9 protein-coding genes are annotated in these 15,848 nt (G+C 39.0%); 6 read left to right on the forward strand and 3 right to left on the reverse strand.

The features are described from left to right. Nucleotides 1-5 precede the first annotated feature (5 nt). The 6 genes from ACZZZC_RS13635 (at nucleotide 6) to ACZZZC_RS13660 (ending at nucleotide 11,741) form a co-directional block, all read left to right on the forward strand. The gene (locus ACZZZC_RS13635; RefSeq protein WP_463482533.1) at nucleotides 6-2,006 is read left to right on the forward strand and encodes a RagB/SusD family nutrient uptake outer membrane protein; all 2,001 of its coding nucleotides are present in this window, start codon (nucleotides 6-8) and stop codon (nucleotides 2,004-2,006) included. Nucleotides 2,007-2,274: 268 nt separating this feature from the next. After that, on the forward strand, nucleotides 2,275-3,288 hold the full coding sequence (locus ACZZZC_RS13640) for a family 43 glycosylhydrolase (RefSeq protein ID WP_463482534.1): 1,014 nt from the start codon (nucleotides 2,275-2,277) through the stop codon (nucleotides 3,286-3,288). 3 nt (nucleotides 3,289-3,291) lie between these two features. Continuing rightward, a complete protein-coding gene (locus tag ACZZZC_RS13645; protein ID WP_463482535.1) occupies nucleotides 3,292-6,246 on the forward strand; it encodes a glycoside hydrolase family 2 protein in 2,955 nt (984 codons plus the stop codon). 100 nt (nucleotides 6,247-6,346) lie between these two features. Next, a complete protein-coding gene (locus ACZZZC_RS13650) occupies nucleotides 6,347-7,960 on the forward strand; it encodes a family 43 glycosylhydrolase (protein ID WP_463482536.1) in 1,614 nt (537 codons plus the stop codon). Nucleotides 7,961-7,965: 5 nt separating this feature from the next. Beyond that, nucleotides 7,966-9,378 (forward strand): family 43 glycosylhydrolase, encoded by a 1,413-nt coding sequence (locus ACZZZC_RS13655; RefSeq protein WP_463482537.1) that lies wholly within the window; start codon nucleotides 7,966-7,968, stop codon nucleotides 9,376-9,378. A gap of 8 nt (nucleotides 9,379-9,386) precedes the next feature. Further along, entirely contained in the window at nucleotides 9,387-11,741 is a 2,355-nt protein-coding gene (locus ACZZZC_RS13660) for a glycosyl hydrolase 115 family protein (RefSeq protein ID WP_463482538.1), read from the forward strand. 27 nt (nucleotides 11,742-11,768) lie between these two features. On the opposite strand, the gene ACZZZC_RS13665 is transcribed toward ACZZZC_RS13660, so the two are convergent. The 3 genes from ACZZZC_RS13665 to ACZZZC_RS13675 form a co-directional block, all read right to left on the reverse strand. Beyond that, complete coding sequence (locus tag ACZZZC_RS13665; RefSeq protein WP_463482539.1) at nucleotides 11,769-13,019, reverse strand: glycoside hydrolase family 28 protein; 1,251 nt, start codon at nucleotides 13,017-13,019, stop codon at nucleotides 11,769-11,771. Nucleotides 13,020-13,142: 123 nt separating this feature from the next. Next, nucleotides 13,143-13,598 carry a hypothetical protein gene (locus tag ACZZZC_RS13670; RefSeq protein ID WP_463482540.1) on the reverse strand — a complete coding sequence of 152 codons (456 nt, stop codon included), beginning with the start codon at nucleotides 13,596-13,598 and terminating at the stop codon, nucleotides 13,143-13,145. Between the two features lie 486 nt (nucleotides 13,599-14,084). Continuing rightward, nucleotides 14,085-15,830: a RagB/SusD family nutrient uptake outer membrane protein gene (locus ACZZZC_RS13675; protein ID WP_463487413.1), complete on the reverse strand. Its 1,746-nt coding sequence runs from the start codon at nucleotides 15,828-15,830 to the stop codon at nucleotides 14,085-14,087. Nucleotides 15,831-15,848: the final 18 nt, after the last annotated feature.

Raw genomic sequence — 15,848 nt, forward strand, 5'->3', positions numbered from 1 at the left:
TGAAAATGAAAAAGTTTATAAATATACTATCAGGAATGGTGTTGTTGGGAACATTGATGATCCTTCCAACCTCCTGTAAAAAAAGCTTCTTAGATGAAGAAGTAATTAATTCACATAACACTTCCGATTTTCAAACCACCTTAGGTTTGGATGGTTTGGTAATTGGTATGTATCAAAGTTTAAAGTTCCACTTTAATTACACGTGGGCTTACACTACCACAAATTACGGCGTTGATGAGTTTACCGTTGGCGGCGATCGTACCGAACAAATGTTTAATTCTTATGATGGAAACTTCAACTCTCTATCGGGTGATATTGCCTCCGTTTGGGACAATATGTATGGCAACATCAATTCGGCAAACATTATCATTAAAAATGTACCGGTATATTATGATGGTGCAAATAAAAATGTGCGCTTAGGTGAAGGTTACTTCATGCGTGCTTTTGATTACTTTAAGTTAGTTAAACAGTTTGGCGGCGTTCCTTTAAAACTCGAACCTTCAGAAACTATACAGGAGGAGTTTTCAAGAAGTACAGCAAAAGAAATTTATGCGCAAGTAATTCAAGATTTTATTCAAGCTTACGATTTACTCCCTACAACAGCAGCAGAGCCTGGAAGAATTACCAAATGGGCAGCAGCGCATTTCCTTGCAAAGGCCTACCTGTTTCGTGCTAGCGAAATTAACAATGAGTGGAATGGCGAAACTAAAACTGCCGATTTACAAAACGCAGTTAAATATGCTGATTTGGTAATTAATAGCGGGGGCTACACCTTAGCCACTAACTTCAGCGATCTTTGGAACTTTACAACAGTTGATGGTGCAAATGAATCAAATAAAGAAATTATTTTAGCAGCTCAATTTTCCAATAACACCACAACTCAAGGTCGTTACGGCAATCAAATTCATTTATATTATCCATCGGTTTATCAAACCCTTCCCGGTATGGTGCGTGATCTTGCAGGTGGTCGTGAATTTCAGCGTTTAAGATCGACAGATTATGCTTTAGATGTATTCGACCGTGTAAACGACTCCAGGTTCTGGAAAAGTTTCAAAACCCGGTATGTTTCAAATAATCCGGCAAGTGCGCCTAAATGGACTGCGGCTAATGCCCCTACTCCAGCGCAAGTTGGTCAGGCGAAATTTGTAGGTGGTGAAGAAGCGGTGTTGTACATTGTAAATAATGCTGGAGATACCCGTTACACTGCTTTAGATGCGAATGCTGCAAATCCTCTTCCAACAGATATTGGTCGTAGAAAACCAAGTATGTTTGTGAGATATTTTTCCGGTCAACCGCAAAGCTATCTTGCAGCACACGGAAATTATGGCGTTAGCCAGTTTGTTGCGTTATCTAAATTTATGGATGGCTCTCGCAACTTAGTGGCCTCGCAATTTGGCCAGAGAGATGGAATTTTAGCCCGTTTAGCAGAAACCTACCTCATAGCAGCCGAGGCATATGGCAGATCAGGTCAGTACGCTCAAGCCATTCCTTACTTAAACAGAGTTAGAGATCGTGCCGCTTACAAAGATGGAGAAAACAGAGAAAGTTATGTGGACGGAGGAATTTCTTACAAAACAAATCCGGTTACAAATGCCACTGCCCTTTCTTCATACTCTGATAAAAACACCTATTTCGAATCGAATAACTTGGCAGTAACAACTGCTAACACCTTAGCATCAATGCACCTCAATAGTGATGGTGATATCTTTAACTCCAATAAAGACTTTTATGATAAGATTGGTGCTGCTTCGCAGGCTGATAAGTTTACAGCATTCATTTTAAATGAGCGTTCCCGCGAGTTGATGGGCGAGTTGCAAAGATGGGAAGACTTAGCCAGGACCAAAACTCTTCTTGCCCGAACTGCAGCATTTAATGCAGAAGCGAAGCCGATAGATGGAAAACACTATCTTCGACCAATCCCTCAATCTTTCCTTGATGTGATCAAATCTAATGGAAGCGCATTGAGCCCAACTCAAAAACAGGCTCTACAAAATCCAGGCTGGTAAGAACAGCACTATATTGAATTCCAAGAGCAATTAACTTCGAGTTAATTGCTCTTTTTCGTTTGAGAGGGTTCGTATTACACCTATTTTTTCAAACGATTGAAATTTAAGTCTAGCCTCCCGAATCCTTTTTGAACCTACTTTAAACAGGATGGAACAGGATGGTATACCAATTTTTAAACCGTAAAATCGTGTAAGCTATTTAACCAAATATTTGAGTCTTAAGATTGTTGACAACACCATGTTGCGGCATGCTGAAGCATTACATCTTATGAAAATCTTTATCTATAAAAAAATTATCTTCGCTTGCTTGCTTTTAGTTTCCATATTCAGTTTTGCACAACAAAAAGGCACATCATTAATTAATAAACCTCTTTTTAGAGATCCTATATTTGATGGAGCGGCAGATCCAGTCGTCATTTGGAATAAGGGAGAAAAAAAATGGTTCATGTTTTACACCAATAGGCGGGCTAATGCAAAAAACCTTGATGGAGTGAGCTGGGTACATGGAACCAGAATTGGCATCGCCGAATCAAAGGATGGCATAAAATGGAACTACCGCGACACTTGCGACATCCAATATCGCCTAACGGATTACACCCACTGGGCGCCAGAGGTGATAGAAAATAAAGGTATTTATCACATGTACCTTACCTACGTGCCGGGAGTTTTCAAAGACTGGCGCCATCCACGGTATATTATTCATTTAACCAGTAAAAACTTAATTAACTGGAAATTCGAATCTAAACTGCCTTTGGCCTCCGATCGTTGCATAGATGCCTGCGTATTTAAGTTGCCGAACAACCAGGGTTGGCGGATGTATTACAATAACGAAGTGGCAGGCAAATCGATCTTCTACGCTGATAGCAAAGACCTTTACCATTGGGTTGATAGCGGAAAAAGAATTGTTGGCGATAAAGGATGCGAAGGCCCAAAGGTTTTCTACTGGAAAAATGCCTATTGGATGATTGTTGACAACTGGAAAGGCCTTGGTGTCTATTCCTCAACTGATTTATTAACCTGGAAAAGGCAGGAAAAAAACATTTTGCAAGCGCCAGGCAAAGGCGAGGATGATGGCGTGATGGGCGGTCATTGCGATGTGCTGGTTAACAATGGGAAAGCTTACGTTTATTATTTCACACATCCCGGCAAAACACCTGAAAACAAAGGCATAGATAATTACACCACCAGAAGAAGCTCCATACAAATGGCTGAACTGAAATATGAAAATGGTGAAATCACTTGCGACAGAGATGCACCACTTTATGCGAAACTAAAACAATAACACATGAAATACTTCTACCTCATTATATTTTTCAGCTTCTCTACCTTCAGCCTTCAGGCACAGAATCAACGAAAAACCTATAATTTTAATCCCGGATGGAAATTATTTGTCGGTGATCCGGAAAATGCCAAAAACGTTGATTTTGAAGACAACAGCTGGAAACCAATCACCCTTCCCCACGCCTGGAATGAAGATGAGGCATTTAAAAAATCTATCGAACAGCTCTCTACTGGCATCGCCTGGTATAGAAAACATTTCAAAGTTGAAGGCTCAAAAGACCATAAAGTTTTCATTGAATTTGAGGGAATTAGGCAGGCCGGAGAATTTTATTTAAATGGCGTGTTTATCGGTCGCCATGAAAATGGCGTAACGGCTTTCGGCTTTGATATCAGTGATTTAATTCAGCCAGACAAAGACAATGTGCTTGCCGTGAGAATTGATAATGCCTGGAATTACAAAGAGAAGGCTACAAACTCGGGATACCAATGGAGTGATAAAAATTTCAATGCCAATTACGGGGGAATCTCTAAAAATGTTCGCCTGCACCTCACGGGAAAGATTTATCAAACTTTGCCATTAAATGCTTTACTGAAAACAACGGGCAACTATGTTTATGCCAAAAACTTTGATATCACAGGTAAAAAAGCAGTAATTGTTTCTGAATCGCAAGTCCGTAATGAGACCTCAGCAATAAGCGAAGTGCTTTATGAGGTGCAAATTAAAGATGCATCAGGTAAAGTGATTAAAACTTTTCAATCCACAGCTCAGAACTTAGCGCCAGGAACAACCGCAATGCTAAAAGCAGAGGCAATGGTTGAAGGATTGCATTTCTGGAGTTGGGGCTATGGATATTTGTACACGGTTACTTCCCGAATTAAGATAAACGGTAATACGGTTGATGAATTAAATACGAAAACCGGATTTAGAAAGGCTGAATTCAAAGATGGTATGGTTTACCTCAACGATCGGGTATTGATGATGAAGGGTTATGCACAACGCACCAGCAACGAATGGCCTGCCATTGGTTTGTCGGTACCCGCTTGGTTGAGTGATTACAGCAATCAATTGATGGTGGAAAGCAATGCCAATTTAGTAAGATGGATGCATATTGCACCATGGAAACAAGATGTAGAATCCTGCGACCGGGTAGGTTTAATTCAAGCTATGCCTGCCGGTGATGCAGAAAAAGATGTAACGGGAACCCGATGGGATCAACGAAAATCTGTAATGACAGATGCCATTATTTACAATCGAAATAATCCAAGCATCCTGTTTTACGAATGTGGTAATGAATCTATTAGTGCAGCCCACATGGATGAAATGAAAGCAATTCGAGATCAGTACGACCCTAACGGAGGCCGGGCGATCGGCTCCAGAGAAATGTTGGACATTCCTTCCGCAGAATATGGCGGGGAAATGTTGTACATCAATAAAAGTGCTTCAAAACCATTGTGGTCGATGGAATATTCCAGAGATGAAGGTTTAAGAAAATACTGGGACGAGTTTTCGCCTCCCTTTCATAAAGATGGTGCGGGTCCACTTTATAAGGGTGCAGATGCCAGCATTTATAATAGAAATCAGGATACACACGCCATAGAGAACGTAGTGAGATGGAATGAATATTACAAAGAGAGACCAGGGACCGGAAAAAGGGTAAGTTCTGGAGGCGTGAATATCATCTTTTCGGATTCTAACACCCATTACCGGGGAGAAGAAAATTACCGTCGAAGTGGCGAAGTAGATGCCATGAGAATCCCTAAAGATGGATTTTATGCGCATAAAGTGATTTGGGATGGCTGGGTCGATACCAAAAAAACAGGCATTCATATTATCGGTCATTGGAATTATAAAGCTGGAATTAAAAAGGATATTAATGTAATCGCCGCAGGCGATAAAACTGAACTGTTTGTTAACGGAAAATCATTGGGTTTTGGAGCTAAAAGAGATGGCTTTTTGTATACTTTTAAAGATGTTGCTTACAAATCTGGAAGCTTAAAGGCAATTTCTTATGACGATAAAGGTGCTAAACTAGCTGAAAAGCAAATTAAAACCGCCGGAACGCCTGTTGCCATTAAACTAACCAAGCTACAACATCCCACAGGATTTAAAGCAGATGGTGCCGATTTAGCACTTGTTCAGGTAGAGGTTGTAGACGCCGAAGGAAATAGAAACCCGATCGCATTGAACTTAATTAATTTTGAAATAACTGGTCCGGCAGAGTGGCGTGGTGGTTTAGCGCAAGGACCAGATAACTATATACTATCCAAACAGTTGCCGGTAGAAGGTGGCGTAAACAGGGTATTAATTCGGTCGACCACAACGCCGGGTAAAATCAATATCACTGCAAAAGCTGATGGATTAAAATCCGCTACGATTATCTTAGAAACACTTCCCGTAAATGTTACTGGTGGTTTATCAGTCCAATTTCCGGCTGACGGATTAAAATCAAACTTACAGCGTGGAGAAACACCAGTAGCACAAACTTACCAGATGAGCAGAACACCTGTAACCATTTTATCAGCCTCTGCCGGCGCTAATACAGAAAAGGCCAAGCTAAGTTATGATGATAACGAGCTCAGTGATTGGGTAAACGATGGAAATTTAAACACCGCCTGGATCAAATACAATTTGGCTAAAGAAACCAGGGTTACAGAAGTTGAATTGAAAGTAAATGGTTTTAGAACTAAAGCGTATCCGATAAGAATTTTGGTGGATGACAAAGAGGTTTTCAAAGGCAATACCATTCCAAGTTTGGGCTATTTTACCGCTGTCTGTAAGCCAACAATAGGCAAAACGGTAACTATTCAGTTGCTCGGTTCTGGAAAAGAGACGGCAGAGAGCGAAAAAATCGGCGTTGAAGTAAATGGCAAAAAACTTGATGACGGCATCGAGCGGGCTGAAACCAAATCAAAGGGAGGTTTAAGCATTATCGAAACCGAAATTTATGGAGCTAAATAGAAGAGAAATTGCGAGGTGTATACCTGACACAATGAGTTTGCCGCAGTAGCCCAGCGTATCGAAATTCTAGCACTAAAAAATAAAATCACTTGAAAATTAAATGAGCAAAATCAAAATAAAAAATCACTTCAAATTACCTGTTCTAATCCTTACATTTTTGCTATTGTTTACCGCTGTAAATAATCTACAGGCACAGTTTGCAAACATCAAAAATGATAATTTCTGGAAAACAAAAGATGGCCAGCCAATTTATAGCCAAGGTGGTGGTATTTTTCAGTTTACCGATCCAAAATCTGGCACTAAAAAGTATTTCTGGTATGGAGTCAAATATGTGGAGGCCGAACTTTACTTAAACAATCCATCAGTTACCTATCCAAATGCAACATTCGAATCCGTTACTTGCTATAGTTCTACTGATTTGGTGAACTGGACTAGCGAAGGTAACGTGTTAACTAAAGGTGAAATAAGCAGAGTGCCTAAAACCTGGGTTGGTAGATTAGGGGTAGCCTATATTGCAGCACTAAAAAAGTACGCCATGTTTGTTCAGCATGGCAATCAGGTGCTCATTACTACTGCTGATACTCCGAACGGATCCTTTACCTGGCATCAACGAATAAACATGGAGCCAATGATTGGAACCAGCAATACTGGCGATCAAACTGTTTTTAACGATGAAGATACTGGAAAATCATATCTGGTTTATTCTTATGGTCGAGGTCGCAATAAAATTTATCTTTCGGAAATCGGAGTAAAAAACGGCAAAGTTAACCTGCTTGATTGTACAGAAATTTTCAAGGGCGAGAGTCGTGAGGGCAATTGCATGTTCAAATATCGAGGGAAATATTACATGTATGCTTCAAATATTTATGGGTGGGATGGCTCGCTGGCTTACTATCTAGTGGCCGACAACATCAGTGGACCGTATTTACCTAGCAACAAAATGCTGGTAACAAACGGAAGTGCTGAAGATTATGCACACATTTCACAAACAGGTTTCTTCGTTAACGTTAAAGGTTCAAAAGCAGAAACTGTTATTTTTTGTGGTGATCGCTGGGCCGATTTCGCTGGAAATGGACTAGGTTATAACCAATGGTGTCCACTATCTTTTGATGGAAAAACACCGTATTTTAATTCGCTTAACTCATGGAATCTCAATATTAAAACAGGCGCCTGGCAAGTTGCTGACGACAATGACTTTGTTAAAAATGGTAGCTTTGAAGCAGATAGAAAGCGGATTCCAAGTGTAGTTAAGCCAGTTCAAATGCAATTAACAGGTTGGAAAACCGCTGTCATTAAAGGAAATCAAATTAGCATGGATAGTTTAACCTCCCCAGCGTTAAATCATTTCAACAGCACAGCCGAAAGAAAAATTGTTATTGGAGAGAAAAGTTTAAATGTTAGCGATAAAGTAAATTTCGAAAGAAAAATTAATCAAATTATTACCTCAACTACCCGAGTTAAACTGGTTGATGGGCGCTATAAATTAACCGCAAAAGTAAAAACCAAAGGCCGATTTAAGAATCTGGAAATGTATGCTGTAAGCGGAGGCAAAAGGCTTAGTCACCATTTTGAAAAAGAAAACAATAATTGGAACACTATTATGCTTGAAAGCATTGATATCGCCAATGGTAAGATAGAAATTGGCTTTTTGGCCGAGGGAATGGTTGATGCAAGCTGCTTGATAGACGATGTCTCTTTAATAAAAAATAGATAAAACTGATGCGCAAATGCAAACTTTTGAGTATTTTATGGAGCATGCTGCTTTTTCAAGCGTTAAATTTATTTGCTCAACAGCCTGGAAAAACTGATGCAATTTATTCTGGTTTATCGTGGTATGATCAAAATGGTAATGTAGTAAGTGCTCACGGGGGAAATATCCTTAAAGAAGGAAGTCGGTATTATCTGTTTGGCGAAGCACATAGCGATACCAGCAATGCATTCGAAGGTTTCAACTGCTACTCTTCACAAGACCTTTACAACTGGAAATTTGAAAGCGTTGCTCTTCCAAAACAACTAAACGGAAAGCTTGGTCCAAATCGAGTTGGAGAACGCGTAAAAGTGATGAAAAATCCCTCTTCAGGACTTTTTGTGATGTTGATGCATGTTGATACTTTAGGCTATAAAGATCAATTTGTCGGTTATGCTACTTCAAAAAACATCACAGGCCCCTACCTATTTAACGGACCTCTTTTATTTAACGGAAAAGCGATCAAAAAATGGGATATGGGTACTTTTCAGGATGATGATGGAAAAGGGTACTTGCTTACCCATGGCGGAATTATTTATCGGTTAAGTGATGATTACCAATCTGCAAGTGAACTGCTGAATCAAGATATATCTACAGGTTTTGAATCGCCCACACTGTTTAAAAGAAGTGGAGTATATTATTTTATCGGATCTCATCTAAGCTCTTGGGAAAAGAATGATAATTATTATTACACTTCATCTTCGCTTTCAGGTCCATGGAAATTTGGTGGACTATTAGCACCAAAAGGAAAACTTACGTGGAATTCACAATCAACCTTTGTACTGAAAATATATGGAAAATCTGATACAACTTACATGTTTATGGGCGATAGGTGGTCCTATCCAAAACAGCATTCTGCTGCGAGCTATGTTTGGCAACCCATTAGTTTTGCAGGTGATTCGATGTCTATCTCTACATTTTTACAGGCCTGGAAAATAAATCAAGTTAGTGGCAAAGCAACGGTTAAAGCGCTTGATTATCAAATGCTTTTAAGCAATAATAAACTCTTAAAATATGCTGGGCGGTGGGTCGATACGACTATCAACGAATCTCCAGTTATGCGATCAACCGAATCTAAAGCCTCGGTTTCTGTCGAATTTATCGGTACTCAAATTGGAATTTATGGATTAACCTTACCTGATAATGGTTATGCAAGAGTATCGCTGAGCAATAAAAGCGGAAAAATTTTGGTGAATACACTGGTAGATTTTTATTCCAAAACTCCTGCTTCACAATTGATATTTTTATCGCCAATATTAAAAAAATCAAGTTATAAAATGAGGTTAGAGGTAACAGGCGAGCGCCCAAATTGGTCCGATAAGAAAAAAACGGTTTACGGCAGCACAGCAAATAACATCTCCATATCAAAAATGATTATCAAATAAAAGAATAGATGAATTTTAAACTACTACTTCTGCTGATTGTTTTCTTTGCACTACCCCAGTTCCTATTTGCCGATTTTATCTTTCGCAAGGGGAAGAATATGGAAATTTTATTGCCTGGCGGAGAAGAAGATGTAGTACAAACGGCAGTTGATATTTTTTCCAGAGATTTCACGGCCGTTTTTAATGCAAATTTATCGAAAGGTTCAAACGCTCAGATTATAGTCGGCACCCTTGGAAATCATTCCCTTGCAGAAAAACTGATTGACCAGGCATCTTTGGCAAAGCTTAAAATTCATCCTGAAGGTTATGCTTTATGGGTAGAAAATGATAAAATGTACATCCTAGGTAGCGACAAAAGAGGCACCGCTTATGGCATACTCGAATTATCTCGTCGCATCGGCGTTTCACCCTGGGAATGGTGGGCAGATGCGGCCATCGCCAGAAAAAATTCACTAAGCTTTAAAAACGGGTTACGATTATTAGAACATCCATCGGTAGCATATCGCGGCATATTTATCAACGATGAAGATTTTGGTTTGATGCCCTGGAGTTCCCGCACTTTCGAACCTTCGAAAATTAAAGGGCAAATAGGACCAAAAACACATGCCCGAATTTTTGAACTCCTGTTGCGTTTAAGGGCAAATGCTTTTTGGCCAGCCATGCATGAAGTTTCTGTAGCTTTCTTTCAAACGCCTGGTAATAGGGAAATGGCAAATAAATATGGAATTGTTGTTGGTTCATCACATTGTGAACCAATGATGAGGAGTGCCAATACAGAATGGAAAATTGATGGTATAGGCAATTATGACTATGTAAATAACCGTGAAAATGTATTGCGCTTTTGGGAAACCCGAGTGAAGGACCTTAAAAACTCTGACAACATTTACACCTTAGGAATTAGAGGGGTTCACGATGGAAAAATGCAAGGGGCAAATACTTTAAAGGAACAATTTGATGCCATCACCTCGATAATTAAAGATCAACGTAGCATGATCAGTGAGAATTTAAATCCTGATCTGACTCAAGTTCCTCAAGTTTTTATTCCTTACAAAGAGGTTTTGGATGTGTATAACATGGGCCTTAAAGTGCCTGATGATGTAACTTTGATGTGGACAGATGATAATTATGGCTATATCCGCCACTTCCCTACCGAAGTAGAGCGGAACCGCAAAGGCGGAAACGGGATTTACTATCACATTTCTTACTGGGGTCGTCCGCATGATTACCTTTGGCTATCTACCAATCATCCTGCGCAAATTTATACGCAAATGAAGCTCGCTTATGATAAAGGTGCTAAAGACATGTGGATCCTAAACGTTGGTGATATTAAGCCGGGGGAATATTTAACCGAACTGTTTTTGGATATGGCTTGGAATATCGATTCGATTGAAGATAACAAACAAGGATTGGATCAACATTTAAAAACATGGCTTACAAGAGAGTTTGGCCAGCAATATGCTGCTGATTTACTCGCCGTAATGAATGAATACTATCGTTTGGCCTATATCCGAAAACCCGAATTTATGGGCAACACGCGAACTGAGGAGACCGATCTAAAATTTAAAGAAGTTGCAGATTTACCCTGGAGCGAGCAGGAAATAAAAAACCGCATCGCCGATTATGATAAAATTGCCGAAAAAGTAGTCCAGCTTTCTAAAGCTATACCAGCCGACAAGCAAAATGCCTGGTTTGAATTGATTGAATACCCCGTACGTGGGGCAGCCGAGTTAAACAAAAAGCTGCTATATGCGCAACTTGCCAGACATGGTCGTACGAACTGGTCGCAAAGCGATGCCGCTTATGACTCCATTGAAAAACTCACGACTAAGTATACGACTTTGACGAATGGAAAATGGAAAAACATGATGGATTTCAAACCAAGAAATCTTGCAGTTTTTCAAAAACTACCGCAAGTAAAATCAGCAACTCCGCTTAAAACTTTCCAAGCCCCTTTTGCAACATTCAACGGAAATCAATTTGTAAAATTCGAAGGTACAAAACCTGTATCACATGGCTTAGGTTATCAAAGTGGAGCGGTATCTATCAAAAAAGGAGATCACGCAGGGTATGAATTTAATAGCCCTGCAACAGATTCGATAAGGGTTGAAGTAGCGCTTGCTCCGAATTTACCGGTGGAAGGAAAATTGATTCGGTTTGAGATAAAAATTGATGACCAGGCTCCAAAAATTGTGGATTACCATACCAGCGACCGAAATGAAGAATGGAAAATCAATGTTTTAACCAATCAAGCCAAACGTATGATTGTGACCAGCTTGAATAATAAACAACGCAAACACTCCATTACCATTAAAGCATTGGACGAAAACGTTGTTTTGGATCAAATAAAAATTTATAACTTATAGATTATCAAATGTCAAAACAAAAGACATTTACTTTTTCACAACCAATGGTTCACCATTCACAATAACATTTTCGTATTTAACATCATCATAATTATTTTTAAGTACAGGATTTTTAGTAGTGATCTGCAAATTCTGAAAGGTAAAACCAGAAAGTTTGTCCAGGGGATTGCCGTTCATTTCACCAAATTTGTTGGCTTCTACTTTGATGTTGCTCATTTTGATATTCCTAATGGTGCCAAAAGGTTGTTCAGTGCTGCCTGCTAAATCAAAGAACTGCTTCCAGGGATTGAGGCTAATTACCGAACCGCATTTACCGGTTATATTGTCAATGGTAATGTTTTCATAAATTTGAAAGGTATCACCTCTCATCTTTAAGTTCAAAATCGGACAATTATTTTCCATTACGCAGTTGCGAAGGATGATGTTGTTGGCGTGTACACATTCACTGCCCAAGGTAAGCACCGCGTGCGAGTTTCCAAAAGTGCAGTTTTCAATTAATACATCTTCTACCGTTCCGTTTTCTGGCAGCTGATGAGCGGTTGGTCCTTTACCTCCTTTGATAGCAATAGCATCATCATTTACAGAGATATAGCAATTTCTGATGACCACGTTTTTGCATACATCAAGGTCAATTCCATCGGTGCTTGGTGCAGGAACAGGTTGATATGGCGATCGGATATCAGTATTTTCTACTAAAATGTTATTGCATTTGTAGAAATGCGTTGTCCAAAAGCCGGCATTGCGAAGTTTAATATTTTGAATTTTGACATTGTCACTTCCCCAAATAAAAATTAATCTAGGCCTGCTCACTTCCAAATTGGTACTTTCCTTTCCAATTTTGCGAAGCGAATCACGATGCGACCAAAAAGTTTTCCAAAATTTTAATCCATTGCCATTAATGGTTCCAGGTCCTTCGATACTGAAATCGTTCACTTGATACGCATTTACAACTGCCGCAAAATATTTCAGGCTTCTCCCTTCCATTCTCGATGGGATAAAAGGATAATTATTAATATCATCTGACCCTTTTAGTACCGCACCTTCTTTTAAAACCAATTTTGTTTTCTTTTTGAAAAACAAAGCACCAGTCAAGAAAGTGCCTTTAGGTATCACAATCTTTCCTCCAGCTCTTGAGGCCGCTCGATCGATTACTTTTTGTATGGCTTTGGTTTGAACGATGTTGCTATCAGCTTTTACGCCAAACTTCGTGATGTCGTATTCTTGCGCATTAAGCTTTAACGCAGTGATGAAAAGGATAACGGTTATTAAATATTTCATATTTGGTTAGCGATCAACATTAAATCGACCCATTTCAAATATCAATAAATGGGCAACGAATTGCGTCCTGTAGTATCCTGCATTGATGAATAGGAAACCTAGTGTCGACGACTTGTGGCCTAACTATGGTTCTCTGCTTAAATAGATAGTCTTTACACCCTTGGCAGCCACCTGATTTTTCCCATAAGTGAGTTGGGCCTTATCATTAATTTGTGCGGAAATGACCATCGTGTTGCTCGACTGCTCATCAACTGTCCAGTTATCGAAGGTGGCAATGGCAACATTTTCAATGATAAGCGTTCTTGTACTCACCGTATTGAGCACTCTATAATTTGATGTTCTAACATCGGCATTGATATCGTTGAATAATTTAATTTGACTTTGTTCAAAGGTCCAATAAGTTTTAATGGCGTCTGCAACGGAATGGCTAACCACATCTCCCGATGAATTATAGAGGATGATATCGTAGCCGCCGGTTGACCATTTTCCTTTTAGTGTTTCGGCGGTAGTTGCATTGTTTTCTTTTTTACAGGAAAAGAAGCAACAAATCACTATAATGGCTAGAAAAGTATTTCTCATATCATTTTGGATGAATGTTAAAGATAAATATTCTTAATAAAACCACAAAGCTTTCATTTAAAAGCGATTAGATAATTAGTAGAACGATAGATTTTTTGGTAAAACCTTTAAAAACAGAAAAGGACAATCCATCCGGAACTGTCCCTTTTTCTAACCAAATATATACCTGTTATGAGTCAGGTAATTTTTTATGTTTGCAGCCTCTACGACTGAAATTATCTTGTATATAACGCGATGCAGTTATGCTCTTTATTTCCAGAAATTCATATTTAAAATTCGAAACCAATGAGTGCTGTTGGTTTGCTTTTGATGAATATTTGGTTAAAGAGCCTTGCTTATTCTCAGAATTTCACTTCCTTCAAAGCCAGTTTAAAACGTTAAACAAATCTAAGTTATTTTTTACTAATAAATATATTATTTATATAAAAAATTTTCAATTTAAAAACCTTCATTGCTGATGAAGGTTTTTAAATTGAATCTTCGTGTTTATTTCCACTCAAATGGTAAATACCAATTTTCAGGATTTAGTAGTTTGGCTCTAGCTGCGCTAGCAGTTGGATCGCCATCTTTTAAAAGCTTTTGGTAAACCCTTTCCGCTAAAAAAGCAGGGTTATTCTGGCGTCGGGCTATGCGCACTAAATCTGGCCAGCGATTGCCTTCGAAAGCCAATTCTAAAGCACCTTCATCAATTAACTTTCCTTCTAAACCAATCATATCGCTTTGCAAACTGGCATCAAGCGGAGTTAGGCCAGCACGGTTACGAATACCTGTATTACGGTACCAAGGGCTTTTATAATCATTATTGTTTCTGGCATCCAGATAGTACGGTGCCGGATAAGGCGTTTGCATGGTATTGATTTCATCAAATGACACTGGCGTAGGTGCTCCAGCTGATGAACGTGTACCGGTGTAAAAAGTATTGGCAATACCGATGTTTAATAATGCCCAACCCAATTTGCTCTTACCATCACGATTAGCCGCTTCCGAATAACGTAAATGCAATAATCCAGCACGATAAATACCCCATTTACCTCCTTTGTTTAGGTTTGTAACTGGGATAACATTATCTGTTAACTTAGTAATGGCCGGCCCAGTAGCAGTGGTTTCATAAGATAGTCTACCTCTCGCATCGTAAGGAATACCACTGTTCTGTCTTTGCGCATTCCAATTATCGATAGCGGCTTTTGACGGTTTTATCAGGTATTTACCATATACTGGAGAACACAACTCGATCATAGGATTACCCGGCTTGAAACTCGAACTGTACGGAATACCCCAGAAAAACTCCGAATTCCATACGTTATTGGTGTTCTGAGCACTAAACATGCTTTTCCAGCCTTGATCATACAGCAAAGTACTTTCGTCTTGATATTTCGCATAGCGTACCGCCTGATCATTATAGGCAGAATTTCCATAATAAACTACTTTATAGGAGTCAAAAGCAATGTTAATATTAGTATTGTTGTTTTCAACGTTCAATATCTTACTATAATTCTCTGCAGCTTTTAAATAGTTATTGCTCCATAAATATAAATCACCAAGTACAAATGGTTTACAAATAAATATTTTCTGCGTATTATTTCCATCAATGGTGATCACCAATGGATTTCCAGTTGGATAAGCGTACACTTCCTTGTAAGGCAATTTTTCAGTAAAATCAATCAGTTTTGTTAAAAGCTCCTCAAAAGAAATTCGTGGATATGCTGACAAGTTTTTAATGTCGTCTACATTCTCTACCGGAGTTGTAATATAGGGAACGCTACCATATTGAATCCCCAACTGGAGATAAATCCAGCTCCTTAATGCGCCAATATCAGAGTAGTGTTTGTTGTAATCATCCACACTCATGCGGAAGTCGTCCCGCATCAATTGGAAATTTTTCAAGGCATCATTACAGTTTAAAATTACTTTGTAATATGGCCTCGGATCTATGTAAGGATTATCTTTAGTGACGCTGTGGTTAGCCAGTTGTTTTAAATAAGGATCGGCATTTGCTGTAACGTTTACCAAATCAGCTCTCAATTCATTTTGAAGGATATATGTTTTTTGTAAACCCAGAAACTGACCGTAAATACCGATCACTGCGGCATCGGCATCAGTAGAATTTCGGTAAGCATTTGATATATCAAGCGTCGCTTCTGGCTCTTCATCTATTATTTTTTTGCAAGACCATGAACCTGTTGCAAGCAGGGCTACTGCTAAAAGGGCAATAACTTTTTTATTAAAATCCATCTTCATCTTTTTATCAAT

This window comes from Pedobacter sp. AC212 (assembly GCF_979258625.1).